Source organism: Micromonospora sp. NPDC006431 (genome assembly GCF_042870725.1).
Taxonomy (GTDB): domain Bacteria; phylum Actinomycetota; class Actinomycetes; order Mycobacteriales; family Micromonosporaceae; genus Micromonospora.
In genome coordinates this window covers 47693-74266 of the sequence record NZ_JBIAHQ010000014.1, presented here as the reverse complement: position 1 = coordinate 74266, position 26574 = coordinate 47693, and the positions used below count along the sequence as shown (strand labels likewise).

The window sequence follows — 26574 nt, the reverse complement described above, 5'->3', positions numbered from 1 at the left end:
CCACCGTAGTGGAGTACTCGTATCTGGGAAATACGAGCATCGTCTTTGTGAAGGCTCTTGTGTGTCTTCGGGACCGTCGATACCGTGCGTACGGATACCAGCTGGCCGGCTCCAGCCGGTGATCGGCGTACGGGAGGCTCCGTGGCTGCTCGTAAAGGCTTCACCCCTTGGCCGGCGGAGTTCGCCGACCGCTACCGCAAGGCCGGTTACTGGCGCGGCGAGGTGCTCGGCGACCTGCTCCGCCCCTGGGCCGACTGGGACGCCGACGCCCGCGATCCCGGGCGCACCGCCGTCGTCACCCGACATGGTCGGCACACGTACGGCGAACTCGACGCACGAGCCGACGAGTTGGCCGCGGGCCTGATCGAGCTGGGCGTGCGACCCGGCGACGCCGTGGTCGTCCAGTTGCCCAACACCGTCGAGTTCGTGGTGACCTGCGTGGCGCTGTTCCGCGCGGGCGCCCTGCCGGTGCTGGCCCTGCCGGCCCACCGGCGGGCCGAGCTGACCTACCTGGCGCAGTACGTCGGGGCCGTCGCCCTCGTTACCTCCGACCGGGTGCCTGGGGTGGACCACCGCGCGGTGGCGCAGGAGGTACGCGCCGCCTGCCCCACCCTGCGACACGTGCTCGTGGTCGGGGAACCCGGGCCGTTCCTGGCCTGGTCGGACGTGCGCGCCCCGGCCCGGGAACTGGCCCGGCCCGACCCGCAGGACGTGGCCTTCTTTCTGCTTTCCGGCGGGACGACCGGGCTGCCCAAGCTGATCCCCCGCACCCACGACGACTACGCCTTCCAGCTGCGCGCCACCGCCGAGGCGATGTCGTTCGACCACCGGCACGCCTACCTCGCCGCGGTGCCGGTGGCGCACAACGCCGCCCTGGGCTGCCCGGGCGTGCTCGGCGCGCTACGGGTGGGCGGCCGAGCGGTACTGTCGTCCAGCCCCAGCCCGGACGAGGCGTTCCCGCTCATGGCCCAGGAGGGGGTCACCCTCACCACCGTCATGCCGGCCGTGCTGTCGCTGTGGGTGGAGACCGCCGGCCTGTTCGACGTTGACCTGTCCGAGCTGGTCATCGAGGTCGGTGGGGCCGTGCTGCACCCCGACCTCGCCCGCGCCGTGCGCCCGGCCCTGGGTGCCACGCTCACCCACTGGTTCGGCATGGCCGAGGGTATGCTCTGCTTCACCCGCCCCGGCGACGGCGACGAAGCCGCGGCGACCACCCAGGGCACCCCGATGTGCGCCGACGACGAACTTCTCGTGGTCGATGCCGATGGCACCCCCGTCCCGCCCGGCGAGGTCGGCGAGCTGCTGGTACGCGGGCCGTGCGCGCTGCGCGGCTACTACGCCGTACCCGAGCACAACCGGACGGTCTTCACCCCCGACGGCTTCCTCCGCACAGGCGACCTGGCGCGGATCGACGCTGAGGGCCGCCTGGTCATCTCGGGCCGGATCAAGGACGTCATCAACCGGGGCGGGGAGAAGGTGATGGCCGACGAGGTCGAGGGGCACCTGCTGACCCACGACCGGGTCCGGGCGGCGGCCGTCGTCGGAATCCCCGATCAGCGGCTGGGCGAGAAGACCTGCGCGGTCGTCGTCGCCGACGACCCGGCGCCCAGCCTGATGGAGCTGCGCAAGCTGCTGTGGGATCGGGGACTGGCCGACTACAAGCTGCCGGACCGGCTCGAGATCGTCGAGGCGCTGCCGCTGACCACCGTCGGCAAGGTCGACAAGCGGGCACTGGCCGCCGCGGTCCTCGGCGACCTGAGCGTCACCCGGTAGCGGCGGCGCGGCATGACGGCTTCCCCCGACCGGCGTCGGCGGCCGGTGAGCCTGTGGCTGGACACGCTGCCCGCGCCGCTGCGCGAGCGGCGGCCGGCCCTGTCCGGCGACGTGCGGGCGGATGTGGTCGTCGTCGGCGCCGGATTCACCGGCCTGTGGACCGCCTATTACCTGACGGAACTGGCGCCGCAGGCCTCCGTGCTGGTCATCGACGCCGAGCGGGTGGCCTACGGGGCCAGCGGGCGCAACGGCGGCTGGTGCACCACCGAGATGCCCGCCCTGCTGGCCAACCTGGTGCAGCGCTACGGCCCGATGGACGCCATGCGCTTCTACCGTGCGGGCCGACGCACCCTCGACGAGATCGAGCGGGTCCTCGCCGCCGAGGACATCGACTGCGGGTGGCGGCGCGACGGCTCGCTCTACGTCGCCCGCACCCAACCCCAGGTGGCGCGGCTGCGAAACTGGCAGGACATGCGGCTCAAGCTCGGCATCACCGACATGACGCTGCTGTCGCCCGCCGAGACCGCCGACCGGGTCGGCGTCGCCGGGGCGCTGCTGTCCGGCTTCACGCCGCACTGCGCGGCCGTGCAACCCGCGGTCATCGCCGCCGGGCTGGCGCGGGCCGTCGAGCGGCGCGGGGTGACCATCGTCGAGGGCACCCGCGCGGTCGGGCTGCGACCCGGCGTCGTGGTCACTGACCGGGGCACGATCCGCGCCCGCAGTGTGCTGTGCACCACGGAGGCGTACACAAGGGAACTTCCCGGGCACGCCCGCCGGGTGCTGCCGGTGATCTCCCGCGTACTGGCCACCGAGCCGCTGCCGGAATGGCGGTGGCGCGAGGCCGGCTGGCGGGACCGGGTCACCGTCGCCGACTCCCGCTACCAGTTCGCCTACTTCCAGCGCACCGCAGACGGCCGCTTGCTGGTGGGCGGCCGGGGGGCCGGCTACCGCGCCGGCTCCCGGCCGGACGCGACCGCCCGCTCCGGCGCCCGGGTCTTCGCCCGGCTGCGCGAGTCCCTGGCGGAGAGCTTCCCCGCCCTGGCCGACGCGCGCGTGAGCCACCAGTGGAGCGGCGCGTACGGGATGCACCGCGACGGCGAGCCCGCCGTGGTGTACGACCGCGACAGCGGCCTCGGCCACGCCGGCGGCTACGGCGGCGAGGGCATCGCACTGAGCAACCTCGCCGGCCGCACGCTGGCTGCCCTGGTGGCCGGGGTGAACCGGCCCGAGACGCGGCTGTTCTGGACCGGGCACCGGCCACGCCGCTGGGAGCCGGAACCGTTGCGGGCCGTCGGCGTCCGCACGGTCAGCGCGCTGGCCACCGCCGCGGACCGGTACGAGGACCGGCTCCGGCGTACGGCGCCCCTGGCGGCAGCCGTCATGCGAACCGTCCTGTGATCGTCTTCTGCGAGAGGAACCCCGTGGTCAACGACTCCGTACCCCCGCTCAACGGCGGTACCCACATCAACCTGACGGTCCGGGACCTCGACCGCAGCACCGAGTGGTACTGCCGGGCGCTGGGCTTCACCGTCGTCCGCGACGCCCGACCGGCCGAGTCGGGGTTCACGTTCCGGACGCTGCTGCACTCCCGCGCCCTGACCTCCATCGTCCTCGGACAGGCCGAACGGCCGGTCGAGGAGCCGTTCGACGAGCACCGGGTGGGGCTGCACCACCTGGCGTTCCACGTTCCCGAGCGGGAAGACCTGCACACCTGGGTGGCGCACTTGGACTCCGTGGGCGTCAGCCACGGCGGGGTGCAGGAGCTGTTCCTGGAGGCCGGGCACGGCGTGTGGCTGCGCGATCCGGACAACATCTGGCTGGAGCTGTACTGGCTCAACGCCGACTACTTCATGCGGCAGATGCGCAAGCACCACCGGGCCCGGCGGGCCGAGCGCGTCGGCGGGCAGCCGTGACGCTCCCCGACGCCGTTGCACGGCCCCGGATCGCCGCGGTCGACCTGGCCTGCGCCGACGATCCCTATCCGGAGTACGAGCGGCTGCGTGCGCAGGGCCCGGTCGTGCGGGGCGAGTTCGGACAGTGGCTGGTGGTCGACCACGCCGCGGTCAGCGCCCTGCTGCGTGACGGCCGGCTGGCCAGCCACTTCCCCCGGGAGTTCATCCGGCTGACCCTGGGCGACGGGCCCGCGGCCGAGTTTCCCTCCCGCATCGTCCTCACCCAGGACCCGCCGGAGCACACCCGCGCCCGCCGGTTTCTCGGGCAGGCATTCGGCCTGCCCCGGGTGCGGGCGATGACCCCGGCGGTGACCGCGCTCGTCGCGGACCTGCTCGCCCCGGCCCGCGACGCCGGCCGCCTCGACCTCGTCGCGGAGCTGGCCGTGCCGCTGCCGGTCACGGTGATCTGCCGGCTGATCGGCATCCCTGACGCCGACCGGGCGGAGGTGCTGCCCCGGGTGATCGACCTGGCCCGGGTGTTCGACGCGGCGAACCTCCAGCCCGACGAACGCGGCGGCGTCGACGCCGCCGTCGCCTGGCTGCGCGAGTACGTCACCGACCTGCTGCGGGACGCCCCTGCCGGCGACGCCACCCTGGCCGGCATGCTCGCGGCGGCTCCGGCCGAGGAACGCGGGGACGTCGCCGGGATCGTCGACAACCTGCTGTTCCTGTTCCACGCCGGGTTCGAGACGACCATGGGGCTGGTCTCCAACGGATGCATGGCGCTGCTGGAGCATCCCGACCAACTGGACCGGCTGCGCCGGGACCCCACGCTGGTCCGGTCGGCCGTCGACGAGTTCCTCCGGTTCGACTCGCCGATCCAGAACGCGATCCGGGTGGCCCGGGAGGCCGTCGAGATCGGCGGGCACAAGATCAGGGCGGGCCGGTCGGTGATGCTGCTGCTCGGCGCGGCCAACCGCGACCCTTCGGTCTTCGACCGGCCGGCCGAGCTGGACCTGTCCCGGGCCCCGAACCCGCACCTGGGCTTCGGCGGCGGCCTGCACCACTGCCTGGGCACCGCGCTGGCCCGGCTGATGGGCGAGCTGACGTTCACCGCGCTCGCGACGCGGTTCCGCGACATCGCCGCCGACGGCGACGCCCGCCGCCGCCACCACGGGAGCCTGCGCTCCTTCGAGCGCCTTCCGCTGGCCGTCCGCCCCGCGTGACGCCGCCACCCGCCCACCCCGCGACAGCCGTTCCTGCCCGCGACAGCCGTTAAGGAGAAACCCGTATGGCGCAGTTGTCCACAGAGATGTACTGGCACTCCACGCAACCGACCGACGTCGGCCCGCCACTGGACGGGGATGCCTCCTGCGACGTGTGCATCGTCGGCGGGGGCTACACCGGCCTGTGGGCGGCCCACTTCCTCAAGCAGGCCGACCCGGGCATCTCGGTGCGGGTGGTGGAGGCGGATTTCGCCGGTAGCGGCGCGTCCGGGATGAACGCCGGGTTCGTGCAGATGACCGCCGGCAAGGTGCTGCGCCGGATGCTCTGGTACTACGGGGCGGAGAAGGCAGGTGGGGTCTACCGGGCGGTCGCCCGATCGATCCTGGAGATCGGCCGGTTCTGCCGGCAGAACGGCATCGACGCCCAGTACGAGAACAGCGGCATCCTCCAGGTCGCCACGGACACCAAGCAGCTCGCGCGACTGGAGCTGCAGATCAAGCGGGCTCAGCGGGCCGGGGTGACATCGTTCCGCCTGCTCGACCGGGCGCAGGCGCAGGAGCGGATCGGCTCGCCGACCGTCGTCGGGGCGCTGAAGGTCAGCGGCGCGCTGCTCAACCCGTACCGGCTGGTGCGCGGGCTCGCCCGGGTGGTGCAGGAACAGGGTGTGGTGCTGCACGAGCAGACCCCGGCGCGGACGATCCGGAAGGTCGACGGAAAGTGGCAGATCAGCACCCCGCACGGCACGATCACCGCGGACGAGGTGGTCGTGGCGACAGAGGCCATGCAGGGTGCGTTCCCCGAGCTGTACCCGCGCCAGATGCCGGTGTGGAACTACCTGCTGGTCACCGAGCCGCTGACGGAGGAGCAGTTGGGCCGGGTGGCCTGGCCGGGGCGCGAGGGGGTGGCGAACTCGCTGTCGTTCTCCACGGCGGCGCGACTGACGGCCGACAACCGGGTGCTCTGGGCGGGCGGCCTGTGGTACATGTTCGGCAAACGGGACACCGATCCCCGCCACCGCCGCAACGACGAGGCGTTCGACAAGCTGGGCGAGTCGTTCCGCGAGTTCTTCCCACAGTGGCAAGACGTCCAGTTCAGCCACGGCAACGGCGGGCTCATCAGCTGGAGCCACAGTTTCATCCCGCAGTTCGGCCGAACCGACTCGGGCATGGTCTACGGCCACGGGTACACCGGCAGCGGGATCGCTGCGAGCCACACCGGCGGCAAGATCCTGCGCGACCTCGTGCTGGGCCGCAGGACCGAGTTCACCGAGCTGGCGTTCGTGACGGTCAACCAGCCCAAGTTCCTGCCCGCCCCGTTCGGCGACAAGGGCGGCGAGTTCTTCATCTGGCGGCAACGGGTCGGCGACCAGCTGCCGCTGCTGCTGCCGTACCGGGCGGCGCTGGCACCCAACCGGTTCTTTGCCCGCCGTACGACGGGCCCCGGCCGGACCGTCGCGGAACGCGGCAGCGACTGACCCGCGACCGACGACTGGGGCCCGCCCGGCGGCGGCGCCCGCGTGCGGTGGGGACGCACCCGGGCGCCATCGCGAGCCGTCCGGGGCCGGCGCCGGTCAGCCGGCGGCCGGCGTGGTCACGGCGCGGTGCAGGGTACGGCTCTCCCCCACCGCCAGGTCCCACAGGTCCTCGGCGGCCCGCCCGCTGGCCTGCCACGCCTGCCTGGCCTGCTCCAGCGGCGCCAGCGGCGCCTCGGCGGAGAGCGCGAAAGTCCCCCAGTGCATGGTGGCCATCCGTCGGGCGCCCAGGTCGCCACAGGCGCGCACGGCCTCGGGTGGGCTCATGTGCAGCGGCTTCATGAACCAGCGGGGCAGGTAGGCGCCGACCGGCATCAGGGCGAGGTCGACCGGGCCGTGGCGCCGCCCGATCTCGGCGAAGTACGGCCCGTAGGCGGAGTCCCCGGCGAAGAAGACGCGCCGGGGTCCGACCTCGGCGGTGGGGCCGGCACCGGCGCCGGCGGCCGGGTCTACCGGGCCGGCGTCGGCCCGGGCGGCGGGGCTGGCGTCGGCCGCCAGCATCCAGCCGCCCCACAGGCTCTGGCAGCCGTCGAAGAGCGTCCGGCGGCTCCAGTGGTGCACCGGGACGAACTGGAACTCCACCGCGCCGAGGCGGGCGCTCTCCCACCAGTCCAGCTCCACCACGGCGGTGAACCCCAGCCGGCGGAACCACCAGCCGAGGCCGCCGGGCACGAGCATCAGCACGCGGCGCGGCAGCCGGCGGATGGTGGGCGCGTCGAGATGGTCGAAGTGGTTGTGACTGATGACGACGGCGTCCACCGGGGGCAGGGCCTCCCAGCGCAGGCCGGGCGGGGTGAACCGGGGCCGCACCCCGGGGATGCGACGCGACCACACCGGGTCGGTGAGCACCACGAGCCCGCCGATCTGGAGCACGAATGAGGCATGGCCGACCCAGGTCGCCACCACCTCGCCCGCGTCGGCGGGCGGCAGTCGGTCGGCGGCGGGATGGACGGGAATCCGGTCGACCTGGCTGAGGTCGGGCCGCATCCCTCCCTCGGTGATCAGCTTGCGGACCGCCCGGGAGTCAGGCACCGGATGGGTCAGCCGGTCGGCGAAGCTGGTCGGCCAGCTGCGCCCACCACGCTTCTTGGCAAGCATCCTGTCAAAGACGCGATAAACACTCCGCGGATACCTCATGCCCTACCCCGATGTTTTCGTCGGAAAGATTGAGTCTGGCGGCCTGTTACGCACATAGCTACGTCCGATCGACCGTATGCCGAGCGTGGTATTTGCGCTAGCGTGTCGTGCATGTCGGCGACCACAGACACCGACAGGCCACGTATGTCCTGTCTGGACGAATTACCTCGAGAGTTGTTCATCGGAGGCAAGTGGTCGCCCGCGAACGACGGCCGTCTGCTGACGTCCGTATGTCCGTCCACGGGAGAGACACTTGCGACGGTCGCCCACGCCCATGCCACGGACGTGGCCCGGGCCGTCGCCGCGGCGCGCGCCGCCGGCCAGCCCGGATCCCGGTGGCACCGGATGTCCCCCGCCGCCCGGGCCCGGCTGCTGCACCGGGTCGGCGACCTGATCCTCGCGCACGCCGACCGGCTGGCTCTGCTGGACTGCCTCGACAACGGCAAGCCGCTGCGGGTGGCCCGGGCGGGCGACGTCCCCGCCGCCGCCGCGGTGTTCCACTACATGGCCGGCTGGCCCGGCCGGCTGAACGGCGAGAACGCTTCGCTCTACACCGCCAGCCCGGAGCGACATGTCGCCCTGACCGTGCCCGAGCCGGTGGGTGTGGTGGCGGCCATCATCCCGTGGAATTTCCCGCTCTACATGGCCGCGGCGAAGGTGGCGCCCGCCCTGGCAGCGGGCTGCACCGTGGTGCTGAAGCCAGCCGAGCAGACGCCGCTGTCCGCGCTGCTGCTCGGACAGCTGGTGCGCGAGGCCGGCGTGCCGGCGGGCGTGCTGAACGTCGTCACCGGCGACGGTGACACCGGCGCGGCGCTCGCCGCGCACCCGGGCGTCGACAAGGTCACGTTCACCGGGTCGACGGAGGTCGGGCGCAGCATCGTCCAGGCCGCGGCCGCCGACTTCCGCCGGGTGACCCTGGAGCTGGGCGGCAAGTCACCGAGCATCGTGTTCGCCGACGTCGACCTGGCTCGGGCGATGGACGGCGCGGCCCATGCGATCTTCTACAACCAGGGCGAGACCTGCGTGGCGGGGTCCCGGCTGTACGTGCAGCGGCCGGTCTTCGACGAGGTCGTCGCGGGGATCCGGGAGCGGGCCGCGGCGATCAGGCTCGGCGACGGCCTGGACCAGGACACGGACATGGGGCCGTTGATATCCGCGGAGCACCGGGCGAGGGTGCTGTCCTACCTGCGCTCGGCCCGCGACGGCGGCGCGCGGGTCACCGGCGGCCAGGCGCCGGACTCGCCGGGCTTCTTCTGCACCCCGGCCGTTGTGACCGGGGCCGACCCGCAGGCGCCGGTGGCCCGCGAGGAGGTCTTCGGCCCGGTGCTGGTGGCGGAGGCCTTCGACACTGTGGAGGAGGCAGTGGCGCTGGCCAACGGCAGCCCGTACGGGCTCGCCGCCGGCGTCTTCACCCGCGACCTGGGGCTGGCGCACCAGGTCGGCCGCCGGCTGCGGGCCGGCACCGTGTGGGTCAACAGTTGGCACGTTCTCGATCCGGCGCTGCCCTTCGGCGGAATGCGGGAATCGGGCTGGGGACGTGAAATGGGCAGGGCGGGCGTTGACGCCTTTCTAGAGACAAAGACACTGATCAATGACCTGGGCACCCGCCCATGGGGGGCGGTACCTGCTCCGAGGTGAGCACCGGCCGCGTTCGGCGGCCGGGCACGTCATGGGGAGGCATCGTGACAAACGAACAGCAGATGGTCGACATCTGGGAGAACATCTTCGGCCGCCAGGTGCGGCCGGATACCGACTTCTTCGACGACCTCGAAGGCGACTCGATGGCTGCGGCGGCCATCGTGCACTGGGTGAACATCGTCTTCGGCGTACAACTGCCGATGATCGAGGTTTTCGACCGGCCCACCCCGGCGGAACTGACCGAGGCGGTGCACCAGCTGCGGGCCGCCGCCGCGCGATAGCCCCGCTCCTCGCCTCCCTGCGCCATCTTGCCCGGTCGCCGGGCATCGCCGGTCGACCACATTCCACGGGACCGTCCGGAGCACATCTCCGGTCAGACTATTTGTACCACCTTGGCCACAATCGACCATCCTGGGGGGAACATAATGGACATCACGGGACCGGAGCACCGCACATCGTCAGCCGTCGTCCCACCGGCCCCGCCGTCGGCAGCGTCCCGCGCGGACGCACCGGGCACCCGCTCGGCGCCCATGAGCGACCTGCAGTACGCGTACCTGCTCGGCGAGCTGGGCGACTTCCAGCTCGGCGGCCCCGCCCTGTTCTACGAGGAGTACGCCTGCCAGGAGCTGGATGTCCGCGCGTTCAGCGCGGCCCTGCACCAGCTCATGCGCCGGCACGAGATGCTCCGGGCGTCCTTCGACGAGACAGGCCTGCTGCACGTCCAGGACGAGCTTCCCGTACCGCTGGTCTACCGATCGCTACGGGGCCAGCCGGAGCATGTGTGGCGACGGATCCTCACCCGTAATCGGGAGCGCTGTTACGACGAGGGGCCACCGCGCGACGGGCACGCCCCGTTCGAGGTCTTCGTCTTCGCCCTGGACACCCACGTTGTGGTGCAGGTGTGCGCGCGGCTGCTGGCCATCGACGGGTTCTCGGGTGAGATTTTCGCCCAGGAGCTGCGGGCGCTGCTGAACGGCGAGTCGCTGCCTCCGCTGCGGTACACCTTCCGGGAGTACCGCAGCGAGTTCGAGGGGCGCAAGGACAGCGACGAGCACGAGCGGGCCCGCCGCTACTGGCTCAACCGGCTGGACAGCCTGCCCGCGGCGCCGGAGCTGCCCCGCCGCCGGATGACCGGCGACCCCAGCCCCCGCCTCGTGCGCCGGGTCTTCAAGCTCACCCCCGAACAGTGGACCAGCCTGGCCGCGCGCATCAGAAAGAGTCGACTCACGGGCACCATGGTGCTCGGCGCGGCGTTCTGCGAGGTCTTGCGGCACTGGTCGAAAAACCCCGACTTCACCATCAACATCATGTACGGCGACCGGCTGCCGTTTCACCCGGACGCTGACAAGATCATCGGCAACTTCAGCAGCACCCTGCTGATGGAGTGCCGCCAGGGCGGCGCGGGCGACACCTTCCTCGACCGGGCCCGCGCCTGGCGCCGGCAACTGCTCCAGGACATGGAACACTCCTCCTTCAGCGGGGTCTCCGTCATCCGGCAGCTCAACCAGCGCCAGGGCAACGCCCGCAACGCGCTGATGCCGGTGGTGTTCACCAGCATGCTCGGGGTCGGGGAGGCCGACACCGGGGTCTTCCTGGAACACCTCGGCTGGCAGCGGCTGGAGGGCAAGGTCCGCACGCCGCAGGTCGCGTTGGACCACCAGGTGTTCGTGGCCGGCAACGCTCTGGTCACCACCTGGGACAGCGCGGACGACATCTACCCGGCGGGCATGATCGACGACATGTTCGCCGCGTACCGGTCTCTGCTGATCCGGTTGGCCACCGAGGACGAGGCGTGGGGGACGGAATCGTTCGATCTCACCCCGGCGGCCCAGCTCAAGATCCGCGAGCAGGTCAACGACACCGCGGCGCCGGCCCGGGTGGTCACCATGCACGAGCTCTTCGAGGAGCAGGCCGAGCGGCAGCCGGACCGGCTCGCGGTGATCGCCGGCGGCCGGGAGATCACCTACGCGCAGCTGCGCGACCAGGCCAGCGCCGTCGCGGCGGAACTCGTCGCCGCCGGGGTACGGCCCGGCGAGGTCGTCGGCGTGCAGGCGCTGCGCGGGGCACACCAGATCATCGCGTTGATCGGGGTTCTGATGGCCGGGGCCGCGTACGTGCCGGTCTCGCCGCGGTGGCCGCGCCGCCGTCGGGAGCAGGTGGCCGAGATCTGCGGACTACGGGTGCTGCTGGCCGACCGCAGCGTCCAGGGCGAGGAGCCGTACCCGGGCGCGCGGACCGTCGACATCGCCACCGCCATCGCCTGCCAGGACGGCGCGGCGCGGCCGGCGGTGGACGTCGACCCGGAGTCGCTGGCGTACGTGATCTTCACTTCCGGCACCTCCGGCACGCCGAAGGGGGTGATGATCTCGCACGGCAGCGTCGTCAACACGCTGGTCGACATCAACGAGCGGTTCGGCCTCGGCCCCCGCGACCGGGTGCTCGCCGTCTCCGACTACACATTCGACCTGTCGGTGTGGGACGTGTTCGGGATGCTGGCCGCGGGCGGGGCGGTGGTCGTGCCGACACCCGGGCAGGAGCGGGAGGTCACCCACCTCTACGAGCTGTGCCTGGCCGCCGGGGTCACGGTGTGGAACAGCGTTCCGGCCTACCTGGCGATGTTCGTGGAGTTCGTACGCACGAGCGGCCGGCACCCGCTCACCGAGCTGCGGCTGGCCATGGTCAGCGGCGACTGGGTGCCGATCAACCTCGGCGCGGAGCTGGCGGAGATCGCGCCGCACGCCGCGTGCGTGAGCCTCGGGGGCGCGACGGAGGCGTCGATCTGGTCCAACTACCACCCGGTGCCGGTGCGGGTGCCCCCGCACTGGATTTCGATCCCGTACGGCCATCCGCTGCGCAACCAGCGCTTCCAGGTGCTCGACGCCCGTCTGATGGACCGCCCCGACTGGGTGCCGGGCGAGCTGTTCATCGGCGGGCGTGGCCTCGCCCTGGGCTACCTCGGCGACGGGGACCTGACCGCCGCGTCGTTCCTCGTGCACCCGCGGCGGCAGGAACGGATCTACCGCACGGGCGACTGGGCCCGCTACTGGCCTGACGGCACGCTGGAGTTCCTGGGCCGGGAGGACCCACAGGTCAAGGTCAACGGCTTCCGGGTGGAACTCGGCGAGATCGAGGCGGCGCTGCTGGCTCACCCGGCGGTCGCTGACGCCGCCGTGGTCACCCGCACCGACGGACGGGCCGTGTCGCTGGTCGCCTTCGTGGCCTCGCAGACCCCGGCCGAGCAGCTGGTCGCGCAGCTGAAGACCCACCTCGGGGCCCGGTTGCCGGACTACATGGTGCCGCGCAGCATCGATGTGCGGCTTCGGCTGCCGCTGACCGCCAACGGCAAGGTCGACCGGCGGCAGCTGGCCGAGCGGGCCGCCGCCGTGGGGGCCGCCCGGCAGGTCGGCGACGACGCGCCCCGCACCGCCACCGAGCGGGCCCTGGCCGCGCTGTGGCAGGAGCTGTTGGACGTGCCGGAGGTCGGCCGCGCCGTCGACTTCTTCGCCTACGGCGGCAGTTCGCTGCTCGCGGCGCGCCTGATGAACCGCATCGAGCAGCAGTTGGGGCGGCGGCTGCCGCTGGCCACGCTGTACACCTCGGGCACCGTCGGGGAGCTCGCCGCCCTGCTCGACGCCGCAGGCGGCACCGGGCCGGCGCGCAGCCTGGTCACGCTGGCCGACAACGGGCACCGCCCGCTGGTCCTGGTGCACCCGGTCGGCGGCGACCTGCTGTGTTACCGCCCGCTGGTGGCCGAGCTGGCCGAGCGGCACCGGGTTCTCGGCCTGTCCGCGCCGTCCCCGGCGCAGCCGGGCGTGACCATCGAGGAGTTGGCCACCCGTTACCTGGCGGAACTCGCGCCGGTCATCGCGAACGAGCCACCGGAGCGGACGGTCCGGCTGGCCGGCTGGTCGCTGGGCGGCGTGGTGGCGTACGAGATGGCCCGGCGGCTGCGGTGGCAAGGCCGGAAGTGTGCGGTGGTGCTCATCGACCCCTGGGTCGGCTGCGGCACCGGCCGCCCGGTCGACGACGCCACCCTCGTGCAGGCGTTCCTGCACAACCTCGCCGGCGCGCCGGTGGCGGTGCCGAGCGACCCGTGCGCCACGGACACTGTCCAGGAGACGCTACGCCGGACGTGGGCGGCGCCGCCGCCGCAGCTCAAGGAGCTGAAGTCGGTGACGTACGCCGAACTGCACGCGATGTACCGGGTTTTCGAGGCCAACACCCGGGCGCTGCTGCGGTACTCGTTCGTCGCCGAGCCGGGTCTGGAGCTGGACGTGGTGGAGGCGTCGCGGGGCCTGACCGGGCCGGCGGCGGGCTACCTGTCGCCGCTGCGGCACGCCGCCGCGGCGCTGCAGGCCCGCTTCCACGTGCTGGAGGGCGACCACTTCACGGTGGTGAACCGCGATCAGGCGCAGGCCGTGGCCCAGCTGGTCGACCGGATGCCGTAGGCCGGACGCGCGCAGGCCCGCGACGCCGGTCGTGCGCGTCGCGAGCCCTGTGCACCGGGGCGGCGCCCGGCGACGCCGCCCCGGGGTGTCAGGCGACGCCGCCGGATGCGACGAACGCGGTGTGCAGGGCGTCGCGGATGCCCGGGCGGGAGCCGAAGACCAGCAGGAAGGTCGCCTCCCGCACCAGGCGCTGGGCGTGCTGATCGAGCAGAACGGCGCGGCTGCCGGCGGCCACGGCGAGGTTCGCGCTGGCCCGCAGCGCCAACTCCGAGGCGGCAGCCCGGGCCGCGGGCATGGCGTCCGGGTCGGCGGCGTCGAGGCGGTCCCGGACGGCGTCGAGCTGCTGGCGCAGCCGCGGCTCATCGGCCAGCTCGATCGCCCGGTCAGCCACCCCGAGCGCGAGGGAACCGTTGAACCGCAGCGTCGCCGGGTCGCGCTGCCGCCACGCCTCGAGCGGCATCTGGTTGGCGACGCGGTCGGCGGGCACGAAGTGGTTGTCGAAAGTGACCGTCACCGTGCTGCTGGCGTTCACCGCCGACATCCGCAACGGCTCGACGGCCAGCGTGCCACTCGTCGCGGCGTCGACCAGGGCGAACACCAGCGTGTCGTCGGGCAGCCGGGCGGCCACGTAGATCGTGTCGATCAGGCCCCAGCCGCTCACCCACGGCGCGGCGCCGGAGAACAGGAACCCGCCGTCGGCCGGCGTCGCCGCCAGCGCTGACGGACCGGGCCGCACCGCGGCGCCGATCGCCAGTCCCGCCCGGCGCCGCCCCGTGGCCAGCGGCTCCAGCCAGGCCGCACGCAGTTGGGCGTTGCCGGTGTTGGCCGCCGCCATCACCGCGTTGTGGTGCTGGGCCCAGACGAATGTGGTGGTGACGCAGCCGCTGGCGAGCGTCTCGATGACGCGGCACACCGCTGGGAAGCTCGGCAGGTCGAGGCGGTTGAACTCCGGGGGCGCGGCCAGTCCGTAAAAGCCCTGCTCGGCGAGCAGGTCCAGGTGGGAGATCGGGACGCGGTCGGCGCCGTCGACCGCAAGCGCGGCGGGGAAGAACGCCTCGTCGGCGATCTCGCGCGCCTGCCGCAGGCTCGTGGACTCCTCGATGGAGACAGTCACAGCAGTGCCCTCCGTTCACGGGGCCCTGGTGGGCCGGTGGTGCGGGCCCACGGGCCCGGCGGCGCGTCGGCCGCCGCGGTGGCTGACCCGCCAGCCACCGGAACTCGCCTTCACTAGCATCCTCGTGCGTCTGCGGAAGACGAGCCAATACCCGTTATGATGCTAGGACATCTCCCCTGACAGATCACGCACCGGAGGGCGCCGTGGCAGGAGAACCTTCGTTCATCGAGTTCGCAGTTCCGGTCCCCGAACGCACCCGGGAATTCTACGAGGCGCTGTTCGGCTGGAAGTTCACGATGCTCACCCACGGGTCGTACATCGAGATGCCGGGCGCGGCCCCGGGCCTGGAGGCCGGCTCCCACCCGGACACCGACCCCCCGCACATCATCGTCTACTTCGGGGTGGACGACCTGGCCAAGGCCGTCGAGCGGGTCAAGGAGCTGGGCGGCGAGGTGGGCCCGCTGCGGCCGCCGAGCCCGCAGTACGGCGCGTTCGCCGAGTGCCGCGACAACCAGGGCGTGGCCTTCGGCCTGCGGGAGCTGCCCAAAACCGGGTGACCGGCCGTCCGGATGCGACGGGGGTGGTCGGCGGCGCGCCGGCCGCCCCGCCGGCCCCGATGCACCGCCGTGCGGCACGCATCGGCGCCTCAGGAAGGCGTGCCCGGCAGGCGGCCCGGGTCCGTCACCACCGCCGCGGCCAACTCCACGTAGTCCTTGACGAGCTGCCGCGCCCAGTCCGGAGTGAACCGGTCGCGGTCGCACATGACGACGGCGGTGAGCGCGTCGCCCTGGGGTACGACGACGAACTCCAGCGCGAACCGGCTGCGCTCCAGCTGCGCCTCGAGGTCGTCCAGCTCGTCGCCGCTCATGTCGGCCCTCGGCACGAACGACCCGAGCAGCTGGAACATGACGTCGTCGGTGCGGCCCTCCCCCGTGACCGTCCCGGGCGGCAGCAGCTGCGCCGGCAGTTCCTGGTGGCGCAGGCCCTCCATCACCACGTTGCGCACCTGCCGCAGCAGGTCGGTGAACGGCTCGGCGGCGACCACCCGGCCCCGCAGCAGCACCATGGACACGAAGAAGCCGACCGTGTCGCGGACCTCCGGCCGGCTTCGGTTGGCGAACAGCGACGCCACCGTCAGGTCCGACTGGCCGGTGGCCCGGTGCAGCACCAGGTAGAACAGGGAGAGCATCACCGGGAAGAGGGTGGTGCGTTGCTTGCGGGCGAGCTGGTGCAGCCCTTGCGCCACGTGCGGGTCGACGGTCAACTCCACCGACACCCAGGCCGGCTCGCCGGGGCCCCGCGGGACCTCGGCGCGCTCCGGCAGGCGCACCAGCCGCGCCCCGTCGAGCTGCCCGCGCCAGTGGTCGAACAGCGCCCCCGAATCCGGCCCGGAGATCAGCTCCCGCTGCCATGCCGCCCACTTGGCGTACTGCCATCCGACCTCCGGCAGCTCCTCGCCGTGGTAGAGCGCACGGACGTCGCGCGACAGCAGCGCGTTGGACCAGTCGTCGCTGACGTAGTGGTGCATGGTCAGCACGAAGATGTGGTGCTCGGGGCCGACGGTGATCAGCGTGGGCCGGGTGGGCCACACGCCGATGTCCACGGCGGTGGTCAGCTCGGCGGCGATGTACTCGCGGGCGGCCCGCCGGGGATCAGCGTGCCCGGACACGTCCACGCGAAGCAGCTCGACCGGGCGCGGCGGATTGATCACCTGGACGAGCTGGCGCCGCCGAGCGACGAACGTCGTCCGCAGCGACTCGTGCCGCTCGTGCAGCCGGTCCACGACGCGGCGCAGGGCGGCGATGTCGCAGTCCCCGCGCAGGTGCCACACCACCTGCTCGTTAAGTGCGTTCTGCTGCCCTCGATAGTGGTCCATCAGCCACAGGAGGCGTTGACCCACCGAAGCCGGTTCCTCTCGCATGCCGGCGACGCTACCGCAGCAAGCGCGTGGTTACGAGTGTCCGGTAGATACTTCAACAGTCTCCGCAAACACTCCTTGACACGAGTTTCGGGGAGCCCGAATAATCGGCGGCGGACGCGGGCGGTGCACGCCGTACCGGTCCGCCGGGAGGCCCCTATGACAGCCGTTCGCGCGCCACGGGTCAGCTTCGACGTCTCGGACCCGCGGCTGCTGGCCGACCCGTTCCCGACGTACGAGCGGCTGCGCCGCACCGGTGCCGTGCTGAGCAACGGGCCGGGGCAGTGGGTGGTCCCCGGCTACCGCGAGGTGGCCGCCCTGCTCAGGGACCAGCGGCTGACCAAGACCCTGCCGGAGCAGTACTACCGCTTCACCGTCGGGGACCCGGACCTGAGCGGCTTCTTGTCCGGGCAGAACCTCGGCCAACGCAACCGGCTCGCCAGCCGGGTCCTGGTCAGCTCGTTCAGCCCCGGCCTGGTCCGGCGGCTCGGCGAACGCATGACCTCCCTCGTGGACGACCTGCTCGAACCCGTTCTGGCGACCGGCCGGATGGACCTGGTCGCCGACCTCGCGCTGCCCTTCCCACTGATGGTCATCTGCGATCTGCTCGGGGTGCCGGCGGCCGACCGGGCCCTGCTGTGGCCGCACGCGGCGCAGCTGGTCAGGGCCTTCAGCGACGTGGCGTTCCGCAGCGACCGCGACGTCGGCGAGGCGGTTCGCTCGCTGCGCTGGCTGCGCGCGTACCTCGGCGACCTCGTCGAGGACGGCCCCGGCGGCGACAACCTGCTGACCCGGATGGCCATGACCGAGTCGGACGGGCAGCGGCTGCGCCGCGAGGAGATCGTCGACAACGCCATCACGGTCTTCTACGCCGGCTTCGAGACGTCGATGGGCATGATCTCCAACGGCATGGTCGCCCTGCTGGAGCACCGCGACCAGCTTGCCCGGCTACGGGCGGGTGCCGCCAGCACCGCCACCGCGGTCGAGGAGATGCTGCGCTACGAGGCGCCGATCCAAGTGACCATGCGCAGCCCGGTGGAGCCGGTGGAGGTCGCCGGCCGGACGGTCCGCCCCGGCCGGGTCCTCTACCTCCTGGTCGGGTCGGCCAACCGGGACCCGGAGCAGTTCGGCGAGCCGGACCGCTTCGATGTCGGCCGCCGGCCCAACCAGCACCTCAGCTTCGGGGCCGGCGTCTACCACTGCCTGGGCGCCGCGCTGGCCCGCGCCGAGGGCGTCGCCGTGTTCGACCGGCTGCTGCGCCGCACCAGCGCCATCGAGTTCGACGGCGAGCCGGCACGCCGGCCCCGCTTCAACTTCCGCACGTACGACCACGTGCCGCTCGCGGTGCGCGCGGCGTGACGGTGACCAGCCCGCGGCGCCCGAACCCGGCCGCCAGGAAGCGAGGACGGCGTTGAACCTGCACGACGACCCGGCCGAGGCCGCGTTCCGCGCCGGGCTGCGCGAGTGGCTACGGTCCCGCCTGCCGGACGACGACCCGTCCCGTACCTGGAGCACCGCGCAGCTGCGCGAGTGGAGCCACGACCTGTCCGAGGCCGGCTACGCCGGCATCACCTGGCCGAAAGAATATGGCGGCCAGGGCCTGACCGCCGCCCACCAGGCCATCTTCGCCGAGGAGACCGCCCGCGCCGGCGCGCCGGACCACATCAACATCATCGGAATGAACATGGTCGGCCCGACGCTCATCGCGCACGGCACCGACGAGCAGAAGGCGCGCTACCTGCCCGGCATCCTGTCCGGTCGTACCCTGTTCTGCCAGGGGTTCTCGGAGCCGGAGGCCGGCTCGGACCTGGCCGCGGTGCGCACCACCGCCCGGCGGGCGGAGCCGGACGGCTACCTGCTCGACGGCGAGAAGGTCTGGTCCTCCTACGCCCACCTGGCCGACCACTGCCTGCTGCTGGCCCGCACCGGCCCCGCCGAGCCGAAGCACCAAGGGCTGACGTGCTTCCTGCTGGACATGCGGGCGCCGGGGGTGAAGGTGTCGCCCCTGCGGCAGCTCAACGGCGACACCGACTTCAACCAGATCATCCTGACCGATGCCCCGGTCGGTGACGCCGACGTCGTGGGCGAGGTCGGCAGGGGCTGGTCGGTGGCGCTGTCCACGCTGGCCCACGAGAGGGGAACGTTCGGCGTCACCCTCACCGCCCGGTTGGTCGCGCAGTTCGACCGGTTGCTGCGGCTGGTGCGAGAGGTCGGCGCCGACGGCGACCCGGCCGTCCGCCGCGAGCTGGCCACGCTGCACGCACGGTTGCAGGGGCTGCGGTACACGGGCTACCGGTCGCTGGCCGCGCTGCGCCGCTCCGGCGAGCCCGGCGCGGAGGCGTCCATCCTCAAGCTCGAATGGTCGCTGCTGCACCAGCGGGTCTGCGCGCTCGCGCTGCGCGTACAGGGCCCGGCGGCGCTGCTCGACAGCGGTGACGCCGCCTGGCACGGGTACTGGCAGCGGCAGCGGCTCCGCAGCCGGGCGAACACGATCGAGGGCGGCACCTCCGAGATCCTGCGCGGGATCGTCGCCGAACGCGTGCTGGACCTGCCCAGATCCCGCCAGTGACCACCGGCCGGCGACGACACGGAGAAGACCATGGATTTTGCCCTCACCGATGAGCAGCGGGAGATCCGCCGGGCCGCCCGCGACCACCTGGCGCGACGCTACCCGGCGACGCGGGTGTGCGCGCTGGCGGAGGGCCCCGGCGGGAGCGAGGCGGGTGCCTGGCCCGAGCTGATCCGGCAGGGCTGGCTGGACGACGACCTGGGCATGGTCGAGCTGGCGCTGCTGGCCGAGGAGAGCGGGCGGTGCCTGCACCCGACGCCGTGGTGGACGACGGTCGCTCTGGCCGCGCCGTACGCGCGGGCCGCCGGGGAGCCCCTGACCGTGCCGGCGACGTTCGCCGACGGCGCCCCGGACGGCGCCGCGCCCGCCGGCGCCGGGACCGTGCGGGCCACCCGCTCGCGTCGGGGCTGGTCCCTGACCGGGCAGGTGCCGGCGGTGCCGCAGGCGGGCGCGGTGCGCTGCGTCGTGGTACGGGCCCGCACCGAGGAGGGGCCGGCCGTGTTCGCCTGCGACACCGGGTCCCCCGGGCTGGTCGTGGAGGAGCTGTCGACGCTGGACACGCTGCGCCGGATGGCCCGGCTCCGGTGGGACGGCACGCCGGCGCGGCTGCTCACCGAGCCGGCCCGCACGCCGGAGGTGGCGCGGCTGGCCCGGCTGCGTGGCGGCGCGCTGCTGGCCGCCGAGGCGGTCGGGGTCGCGGCGGGCGCGCTGGACATGGCCGTCACCCACGCCCGCCAGCGGGAGCAGTTCGGGCGGCCGATCGGCAGCTTCCAGGCCGTGGCGCACCAGCTGACCGACGCGTACGTCGGCACCGAGCTGGCCCGGTCGCTGGCGTACCGGGCCGCTTGGCTGGTGCAGCACGATCCCGAGGGGTCACTGGCGTGTGCGCAGGCGGTGGACGAGGCGGTGCTGGTGGCGCGCGACGCGGCGGTGCGCACCTGCGAGACCGCCGTGCAGACCACGGGCGGGATGGGGGTGACGTGGGAGTACCCGCTGCACCGGTGGCTGCGCCGGGCGCTGTGGCTGGACGCCTTCCCGGGGTCCGGCGACGATCCGCACGGTCGGGTGGCCGAGCGGCTGCTGCGGCGCGGCGAGGCGGGCGGGATCACCCCGACCACGCTGGACGAGCGTTAGCGTGAAGCCGTCCGTCGACAACCGAGGAGGTCGGAGTGGTCAGCCCCGAAACCGTCAGCAGCATCGCCCTGTCGCTTCCCGGAGCGCACCAGTCTGCGCACTTCGACGTGACCGACTTCCGCGTCGGCAACAAGATCTTCTGCACCCTTCCCAAGCCCGGGGTGATGGGGATGCGCATCGACGTCGCCGAGCAGGCGGCGCTCATCAGCGAGGACCCGGCGACCTTCTCGGCGCCGGACAACAGGTACGGGCAGAACGGCTGGACGTTCGTCCAACTGGCGACGGTCGACCCGGCGCAGCTGCGAGAACTGATCACCGATGCGTGGCGCCGGCTGGCGTCCAAGAAGTTGCAGGCCGAGTTGGACGAGGCTGGCGCTTCCTGACGCCCCGCCACGCGACTCCGGTGGCCCGGGGCCGCCGGAGCATCACGCGAAGGGACGGAGACACCCTTGGGCACCAGGCGCACCATTGACGCCGAGTCGATCTTCAAGCTCCTCGAACTCGGTGACTACCTCCTGCCGTACACCATCCGGGCAGTCTGCCTGCTCGGCGTGGCCGACCACCTGGTGGACGGGCCGGTGCCGATGTCCCGGCTGGCCCGGGCGACCGGGACCCACGAGCCCACCCTCCGCAAGACGCTGGAGTACCTGGCGACCCGGGAGCTGTTCGAGCTGGTGGAGCCGGATGGCGTGGCGCTGACCCCGCTGTCGGACCTGCTGCGCGAGGGGCACCCGTACTCGGCGCGTGACATCTTCCTGTCCCCCGTGGCGTGTACCCGGGCGATGGAGGGGCTCGCCGAGTCGATCCGCACCGGCGGCCCCGCGTTCGACGTGGTGCACGGCCGGTCCATGTGGGAGCACCTGAGCGCCCAACCCGAGGACGGGGAAGCGTTCGACAAGGTGATGAGCGGGGTCACCGGGATGGAGCTGCTGGCGGTGCTGCGGGCCTGCGACTGGCGGCGCTTCGCCAGCATCGTGGACGTGGGCGGCGGCAACGGCGGTTTCCTGGCCAGCCTGCTGCGCCGGGTCCGGGGCGCCCGGGGCGTGCTGTTCGACCTGCCAGGCGTCGTGGCCAACGCCCCCGAGGTCCTGGCCGCCGCAGGGGTCGCCGACCGGGTGGAGGTGGTGCCGGGCAGCTTCCTGGAGGGGCCGATTCCGCCCGGCGGCGACGCGTACGTGCTCAAGCGCATCCTCTACAGCTGGACCGACGACGAGGTGGTGGGCATTCTCGGCCGGGTCCGGGCCGCGATGACGCCGCACAGCCGGCTGTTCGTCATGGAGGCCGGACGGCAGGACGCCGAGGTGCCGACCCTGGCGCGTCGCATGGACCTGCTCATGCACACCCTCACCGCGGGCGGCGCGCGGACCCTCGAGCAGCAGGGCGAGCTGCTGGGCCGGGCCGGGCTACGGCTGGTCCGCAACGTCTCCACCCCCATGTTCCCGATCATCGAGGCGGCGCCCGCGTGACCGGCCCGCTCGGCTGGCTGGACCGGCCCGACGAGCGTCGCGGCATCCGGTTCGCCGAGCCCGACGGGTCGTGGCGGCTGTGGTCGTACGCCGAGCTGGCGGACCTCGTGCGCCGGTACGCGGGGGTGTTGCGCGACGCCGGGGTGGGCGCGGGCGACGTGGTGTCGATCGTGGAGACCACCGGCCCCCGGTTCGTGGGGCTGCTGTTCGGCACCATGCTGGCTGGCGCCGCCGCCTCGCCGGTGGCGCCACCGCCGCCCTTTGGGGACCGGGCGCGCTGGGCCGAGCACCTGCGCGGCGTGCTGGGGGCCAGCACGCCGCGACTGGTCGTGCACGACCCCGCGCTGTCCCTGGTGGCCGACGTGTGCGCCGGGGCGGGCGTGCCCGCGCACGACGGCGAGGGGTTGCTCGCCGCCGCCGACGGCCGCTGGGCGCCGGCGCCCGGGCCGGCCGGGCTGGCGCTGGTGCAGTTCACCTCGGGCAGCAGCGGCCGGGTGCGCGGGGTGCGCGTGCCCCATCCGGCGCTGGCGGCCACCGTCGCCGGCATCCAGCGGTGGCTGCGGATGACGCCCGACGACCCGACCGCCTCCTGGCTGCCGGTGCACCACGACATGGGCCTGGTGGGCTGCCTGCTGGCGCCCGTGGCCACGGGGTCGGACCTGTGGCTGATGTCGCCGGGCGACTTCGTCCGCCGGCCGCTGCGCTACCTGGAGTGCTTCGGCCGGCGGGGCGCCCGGCTGACCGCGATGCCGGCCTTCGGACTGGACCACATCGTCCGGCGGGTGCCCCGCGAGGCGCTGGCCGGGATGGACTTCTCGGCGTGGCGGGCGGTGATCGTCGGCGCGGAGCGGATCCCGCCGGCGCTGCTGGCGGAGTTCGCCCGCTTCGCCGCTCCGCACGGGCTGCGCCGCGAGGCGCTGCTGCCCGCGTATGGGCTGGCCGAGGCGACGTTGTCGGTGACTGGCGTGCCGCTGGACACCGGCTGGCGCACCGCCACCGTCGACCGGGGCGAGGTCGTGGGCTGCGGACGCCCGCTCGCCGGCGCCCGGGTGACGGTGGTGGACGACGACGGCCGAGCCGTTCCCGACGGCGTGGTCGGCGAGATCGTGGTGCGCGGCCCGTCCGTGGCGGCAGGCTACCTGCCGGCGGTCGCGGACCGCACCGTCAGCGGCACCCGGCTGCTCGATGGCGAGGTGCGCACCGGCGATGCGGGTTTCCTCGCCAGCGGGGACCTGTTCGTGCTGGGCCGCCTCGGCGACGGCGTCAAGGTGCGCGGCCGGATGCTGCTCGCCGAGGACGTCGAGGCGGCGGCGGTTTCGGCCTGCGGGGCGCCGGCCGGGCGGATCACGGCCCTGCTCGGGCAGGTCGGCGACGCGCCTCGGGTGGTCCTGCTGCTGGCCCGGCCCGAGCCGGGCTGGCTGCCGGCGGCGTGCGACGCGGCCACGGCCGCCGCGGACGGGCTGCCGGTGGAGCCGGTGGTCGTGCCGGTGGGCGCGGTGGCGCGCACGAGCAGCGGCAAGCCGCGCCGCCGGCTCATGTGGCAGGACTACCTCGCCGGCCGGCTCGACCTCGGCGCGCCGGCGACGGACCACCGACCGGCGGGGGTGCCGGCGGCGACGTGACCTGCGGTCAGCGGGGCTGGCCGGCGGGCAGCCCGAGCGCCTCGCTGACGTGGTCGAGCACCTCGGCCTGCCGGTCGATCAGGTAGAAGTGGTGCCCGGGGAGCACCCGGAGCTGGAATTCCCCGGTGGTGCAGCGCCGCCAGTCGGCGACCTCGGGCACGTGCGCCTCCGGGTCGTCGTCGCCGGTGATCGCGGTGACCGGCACCGACAGCGGCGCGCCGAGGGTGGGCCGGTATGTCTCGACGAGGCGGTAGTCGGCCCGCAGCGTGGGCAGCAGTGCGTTGCGCAACTCCGGGTGCGCCAGCGCCTCGTCGGTGGTGCCGCCGAGGCGGCGCAGCTCGTCCCACAGTTCCTGGTCGCTGCCGAGGTGCTTGACGCCCGGCCGGTGGTGCTGCGGGGCCGGGCGGCCGGAGACGACCAGCCGGCGCGGCGAAACGCCGAGGCCGTGTTCGAGCCGGTGCGCCACCTCGTACGCGACGGCGGCGCCCATGCTGTGGCCGAACAGGGCGAAGTCGGTGTGCAGCAGCGGTTGCAGCGCGGCGACGATCCCGTCGACCATGGTGGCCATGTCCCGCACGCACGGCTCGTGGATACGGTCCAGCCGGCCGGGATACTGCACCGCGACGACCTCGACCTCGGGGGACAGCCGCACGGCCCACTGCCGATAGAAGGTCGCGTTGCCGCTGGCGTACGGGAAGCAGACCAGGCGCCGGGTCGCGGCCGGACGCGGCCGGTAGCGGCGCAGCCAGGACACGGCCGCCACGGTCGCCCTCACGGCCGCGCCGCCTCGTCACCAGCGGCGGCGATGGCCTTGAGGTCGTCGTCGGTCAGCGGCCGGGGCGGGGTGGACGACAGCAGCTCCGGCGGCCCGAGCCGCAGCGTCAGGTCCTGCCACAGCTTGCACAGCGACAGGTGGTACTGGCCGCGGCGCAGCGGGTCCTGCCGTTCCCGGACGGCCTGGTACAGCTCGGTGAGGGCGTGCGCGATGCCGGCCGGCCACAGGCTGCGGAAGATGTGCCGGTACGACGGCACGGTGCCCGGTCCGAGCACGACGGCGCTGGGCGCCTGCGCGTCGTCCGGCATGGTGGCGTAGTGGGGGTCGGCGTTCGGGTCGGCGACCTCGCGGGGGAAGTCGGGGCGGGCGGACCAGACGACCGGCCCGTGGGTGTTGACCAGGGTCAGGTTGCCGGCCTCCGTGCCGATGCTGATCCGGTGCATCAGGTGGGCGTAGTTGTCCGGGTCGGCGGGGTCCATCTGGTTCTGAATACGCAGGGTGGCGGGTACCCCGGCCAGCACCCCGTCGAGGCTGCGGAACGGGATGTCCAGGGTGGTCGCGGCGCGCACCGGGGGGGCCGACTCGGGCAGGTCGCCGAAGGCGAACGGCCGCACCCCGCCGAGGGCCTGCCCGAGGATGTCCAGCAGGGAGTAGGCGAGCTGGAATCCGGCCGCCGCATCGACGTGGAGCGGGCGCTGCCGCCGCGTCAGCTCCTGCGCCGCCGCCACGAACCGGCGTACGGGGGCGACATGGGTATAGAACGGGTTCAGGTGGTAGACGACGCCGTGCCGGCGGGCGGCCCGCAGGTTCTCCGCCAGCTCGTCGTGGTGCAGGGGGTGTTCCTGCAGCACGTGGATGCCGCGGGCCATGAGCGCGCGGGCCAGTTCCGAACCCCGGCCGCCGAGCAGGCCGCCCCGGATCACCACGCACGCCATGTCGATGTCGTCGGGCAACTGCTCCGGGTCGGTGTACAGCGGCGCGTCGTAGCGGCGGGCGCAGGCGCGGGAGCGTTCGCTGCCGGCGCCGAGCACTCCGGCCAACTCGAAGGGCAGGTCGGGGTTGCGGAACGCCTCCAGGTAGACCTGGCCGAATCGGGCGCCGCAGACGACGACCCGGGGACGCTGCGTCAAAGTGCCTCCTCCACGTGGCCGCCGGCGTGGGCGGCTTCGCCGTCGAACACCGTCAGGCCGCTCACCGCGGCCGAGCCGGCAAGCAGGTCTACCGCGAGCTGCGGGTCGAGCGCCTCCCCCGCGTGGTGCAGGCCGGCGGCCAGGGCCCCCTCGGTGAGCGCCGCCACGGCGACGGCCGCGAACGCGCCAGTGAGCGAGCTGGCGCTGTCGCCGCGCAGCACGAGGGTGTGAGCGGCACCGGCGACGGTGGTCAGCTCCACGACGATCAGCTGGTAGGTTGCGCGCCCGAAGGCGTCCAGCTCGGCGGCGCGGCGCAGTGCCTCGGGGGCGTTCCCGCCGGCCGGGGGCTGCCGCAGCACCTGCGCGACGTGCGGTCCGGCGAAGACGGAGTGCCAGGTGGCGTCGGCGATGCCCAGGACCCGGGCCACCCGTTCCAGCTCGGTGCTCAGATACGGCACGGCCGTGGCCGGCTCCGGGAAGAACGGCAGCTCGACGTCGGTGCGGGTGGGCAGCGGGTGCCGCGCTCGCACGCCCCCGGCCAGCGCCGCCCCCGCCTGGCCGAACCCCTCTCCCACGCGCAGGTAGTCGGCCGCAGCGGTGGCGGTGAACCGGTCGCGACCGCCGAGGTAGCCGAGCAGCGCGCGCGGCGGGTCCAGCAGGGTGGCGGCGAGATAGCGGGGTAGCAGTGCGCTCAGGCCGGGCATCATGCCGGCGGAGATCACGGCGGTCCGCCCCGGCGCCCGCGCCAACAGGGCCCGCGCCTGCTCCCACAGAACGTCGTCGCCAGCGGCGTCGACGTAGTCCGCGCCGGCGGCAAGCGCCGCCCGCGCCACCCGGTCCTCGACGAGGTACGCCGGGCCGGCGCAGTTGAGCACGACGTCGCAGCCCGCGCAGTAGCGGTGCAGCGCGTCGGTGTCGGCGATGTCGAGGACCTCGGCGGTGGGCGGGGAACCGCCGGTGGCGGCGAGCCCGTGGCACAGCGCGTCGAGGGGGGCGCGGCGGCGGCCGGCGAGGCGCAGCGCGTACCGGCCCCGACGGTGCAGCTCGGCCACGGCGGCGGCGCCGACCGCGCCGGCCGCGCCGACGACGCCCACCACGGGGGCCGGCCCGGTCACCGGGAGCCCTCGCCGACCGCGCCCACCACGGGGGCCGGCCCGGTCACCGGGAGCCCTCGCCGACCGCGCCCGGTGTTGTGGAACC

At 73.4% G+C, this 26574-nt stretch carries 21 protein-coding genes; 15 read left to right on the top strand and 6 right to left on the bottom strand.

The window, feature by feature from the left end; genetic code table 11:
• Positions 1-141 precede the first annotated feature (141 nt).
• The 5 genes from ACFYM6_RS23025 to ACFYM6_RS23005 all read left to right on the top strand — a co-directional run bounded on the left by ACFYM6_RS23025 (position 142) and on the right by ACFYM6_RS23005 (position 6366).
• A complete protein-coding gene (locus ACFYM6_RS23025) occupies positions 142-1773 on the top strand; it encodes a (2,3-dihydroxybenzoyl)adenylate synthase (RefSeq protein WP_387278527.1) in 1632 nt (543 codons plus the stop codon).
• 12 nt (positions 1774-1785) lie between these two features.
• Positions 1786-3171, top strand: a complete 1386-nt coding sequence (locus tag ACFYM6_RS23020) for an NAD(P)/FAD-dependent oxidoreductase (protein ID WP_387278525.1) — start codon at positions 1786-1788, stop codon at positions 3169-3171.
• A 23-nt stretch (positions 3172-3194) separates the two neighbouring features.
• Entirely contained in the window at positions 3195-3686 is a 492-nt protein-coding gene (locus ACFYM6_RS23015; protein WP_357441769.1) for a VOC family protein, read from the top strand.
• Complete coding sequence (locus tag ACFYM6_RS23010; protein WP_387278523.1) at positions 3683-4891, top strand: cytochrome P450; 1209 nt, start codon at positions 3683-3685, stop codon at positions 4889-4891. Before ACFYM6_RS23015 ends, ACFYM6_RS23010 begins: the two co-directional genes overlap by 4 nt.
• Positions 4892-4956: 65 nt before the next feature.
• Positions 4957-6366: an NAD(P)/FAD-dependent oxidoreductase gene (locus ACFYM6_RS23005; protein WP_387278522.1), complete on the top strand. Its 1410-nt coding sequence runs from the start codon at positions 4957-4959 to the stop codon at positions 6364-6366.
• 96 nt (positions 6367-6462) lie between these two features.
• Here the strand turns inward: ACFYM6_RS23005 and ACFYM6_RS23000 are convergent, their stop codons facing one another.
• On the bottom strand, positions 6463-7521 hold the full coding sequence (locus ACFYM6_RS23000) for an MBL fold metallo-hydrolase (RefSeq protein WP_387278520.1): 1059 nt from the start codon (positions 7519-7521) through the stop codon (positions 6463-6465).
• 150 nt (positions 7522-7671) lie between these two features.
• Between ACFYM6_RS23000 and ACFYM6_RS22995 the strand changes: the two genes are divergently transcribed.
• The 3 genes from ACFYM6_RS22995 (at position 7672) to ACFYM6_RS22985 (ending at position 13646) form a co-directional block, all read left to right on the top strand.
• The gene (locus ACFYM6_RS22995) at positions 7672-9198 is read left to right on the top strand and encodes an aldehyde dehydrogenase family protein (RefSeq protein ID WP_387278518.1); all 1527 of its coding nucleotides are present in this window, start codon (positions 7672-7674) and stop codon (positions 9196-9198) included.
• Between the two features lie 44 nt (positions 9199-9242).
• Positions 9243-9479, top strand: a complete 237-nt coding sequence (locus ACFYM6_RS22990) for an acyl carrier protein (RefSeq protein WP_073834367.1) — start codon at positions 9243-9245, stop codon at positions 9477-9479.
• Positions 9480-9728: 249 nt separating this feature from the next.
• Positions 9729-13646: an amino acid adenylation domain-containing protein gene (locus ACFYM6_RS22985; RefSeq protein WP_387278516.1), complete on the top strand. Its 3918-nt coding sequence runs from the start codon at positions 9729-9731 to the stop codon at positions 13644-13646.
• 88 nt (positions 13647-13734) lie between these two features.
• On the opposite strand, the gene ACFYM6_RS22980 is transcribed toward ACFYM6_RS22985, so the two are convergent.
• The gene (locus tag ACFYM6_RS22980) at positions 13735-14760 is read right to left on the bottom strand and encodes an acyl-CoA dehydrogenase family protein (RefSeq protein ID WP_387278514.1); all 1026 of its coding nucleotides are present in this window, start codon (positions 14758-14760) and stop codon (positions 13735-13737) included.
• 203 nt (positions 14761-14963) lie between these two features.
• Between ACFYM6_RS22980 and ACFYM6_RS22975 the strand changes: the two genes are divergently transcribed.
• Complete coding sequence (locus ACFYM6_RS22975) at positions 14964-15317, top strand: VOC family protein (RefSeq protein ID WP_387278512.1); 354 nt, start codon at positions 14964-14966, stop codon at positions 15315-15317.
• Between the two features lie 89 nt (positions 15318-15406).
• Here the strand turns inward: ACFYM6_RS22975 and ACFYM6_RS22970 are convergent, their stop codons facing one another.
• Entirely contained in the window at positions 15407-16681 is a 1275-nt protein-coding gene (locus ACFYM6_RS22970; RefSeq protein ID WP_387278510.1) for a condensation domain-containing protein, read from the bottom strand.
• A gap of 156 nt (positions 16682-16837) precedes the next feature.
• Between ACFYM6_RS22970 and ACFYM6_RS22965 the strand changes: the two genes are divergently transcribed.
• The 6 genes from ACFYM6_RS22965 to ACFYM6_RS22940 all read left to right on the top strand — a co-directional run bounded on the left by ACFYM6_RS22965 (position 16838) and on the right by ACFYM6_RS22940 (position 23469).
• On the top strand, positions 16838-18037 hold the full coding sequence (locus tag ACFYM6_RS22965; RefSeq protein WP_387278509.1) for a cytochrome P450: 1200 nt from the start codon (positions 16838-16840) through the stop codon (positions 18035-18037).
• A 52-nt stretch (positions 18038-18089) separates the two neighbouring features.
• A complete protein-coding gene (locus ACFYM6_RS22960) occupies positions 18090-19247 on the top strand; it encodes an acyl-CoA dehydrogenase family protein (protein ID WP_387278507.1) in 1158 nt (385 codons plus the stop codon).
• Between the two features lie 30 nt (positions 19248-19277).
• Complete coding sequence (locus ACFYM6_RS22955) at positions 19278-20381, top strand: acyl-CoA dehydrogenase family protein (protein ID WP_387278505.1); 1104 nt, start codon at positions 19278-19280, stop codon at positions 20379-20381.
• A gap of 35 nt (positions 20382-20416) precedes the next feature.
• Positions 20417-20764 carry an MmcQ/YjbR family DNA-binding protein gene (locus tag ACFYM6_RS22950; protein ID WP_387278503.1) on the top strand — a complete coding sequence of 116 codons (348 nt, stop codon included), beginning with the start codon at positions 20417-20419 and terminating at the stop codon, positions 20762-20764.
• 66 nt (positions 20765-20830) lie between these two features.
• Positions 20831-21847: a methyltransferase gene (locus tag ACFYM6_RS22945; protein WP_387278501.1), complete on the top strand. Its 1017-nt coding sequence runs from the start codon at positions 20831-20833 to the stop codon at positions 21845-21847.
• Entirely contained in the window at positions 21844-23469 is a 1626-nt protein-coding gene (locus ACFYM6_RS22940) for an AMP-binding protein (protein WP_387278498.1), read from the top strand. The genes ACFYM6_RS22945 and ACFYM6_RS22940 overlap by 4 nt, the downstream gene beginning before the upstream one ends.
• Positions 23470-23476: 7 nt before the next feature.
• Here ACFYM6_RS22940 and ACFYM6_RS22935 read toward each other — a convergent pair whose 3' ends face one another.
• From ACFYM6_RS22935 to ACFYM6_RS22925, 3 genes are read right to left on the bottom strand one after another with little or no spacing between them, the layout of a single operon-like run.
• The gene (locus ACFYM6_RS22935; RefSeq protein WP_387278496.1) at positions 23477-24244 is read right to left on the bottom strand and encodes a thioesterase II family protein; all 768 of its coding nucleotides are present in this window, start codon (positions 24242-24244) and stop codon (positions 23477-23479) included.
• Complete coding sequence (locus tag ACFYM6_RS22930; RefSeq protein WP_387278494.1) at positions 24241-25374, bottom strand: Gfo/Idh/MocA family oxidoreductase; 1134 nt, start codon at positions 25372-25374, stop codon at positions 24241-24243. The genes ACFYM6_RS22935 and ACFYM6_RS22930 overlap by 4 nt, the downstream gene beginning before the upstream one ends.
• On the bottom strand, positions 25371-26489 hold the full coding sequence (locus ACFYM6_RS22925; RefSeq protein ID WP_387278492.1) for a saccharopine dehydrogenase NADP-binding domain-containing protein: 1119 nt from the start codon (positions 26487-26489) through the stop codon (positions 25371-25373). Before ACFYM6_RS22925 ends, ACFYM6_RS22930 begins: the two co-directional genes overlap by 4 nt.
• Positions 26490-26574: the final 85 nt, after the last annotated feature.

Excerpts from the sequence above, each read along its gene's own strand:
- ACFYM6_RS22955 (WP_387278505.1), top strand. The coding sequence starts at position 19,278 with ATGGATTTTGCCCTCACCGATGAGCAGCGGGAGATCCGCCGGGCCGCC.
- ACFYM6_RS22965 (WP_387278509.1), top strand. The coding sequence starts at position 16,838 with ATGACAGCCGTTCGCGCGCCACGGGTCAGCTTCGACGTCTCGGACCCG.
- ACFYM6_RS22985 (WP_387278516.1), top strand. The coding sequence starts at position 9,729 with ATGAGCGACCTGCAGTACGCGTACCTGCTCGGCGAGCTGGGCGACTTC.
- ACFYM6_RS22995 (WP_387278518.1), top strand. The coding sequence starts at position 7,672 with ATGTCGGCGACCACAGACACCGACAGGCCACGTATGTCCTGTCTGGAC.
- ACFYM6_RS23020 (WP_387278525.1), top strand. The coding sequence starts at position 1,786 with ATGACGGCTTCCCCCGACCGGCGTCGGCGGCCGGTGAGCCTGTGGCTG.
- ACFYM6_RS22970 (WP_387278510.1), bottom strand. The coding sequence starts at position 16,681 with ATGCGAGAGGAACCGGCTTCGGTGGGTCAACGCCTCCTGTGGCTGATG.
- ACFYM6_RS23000 (WP_387278520.1), bottom strand. The coding sequence starts at position 7,521 with ATGCTTGCCAAGAAGCGTGGTGGGCGCAGCTGGCCGACCAGCTTCGCC.
- ACFYM6_RS23005 (WP_387278522.1), top strand. The coding sequence starts at position 4,957 with ATGGCGCAGTTGTCCACAGAGATGTACTGGCACTCCACGCAACCGACC.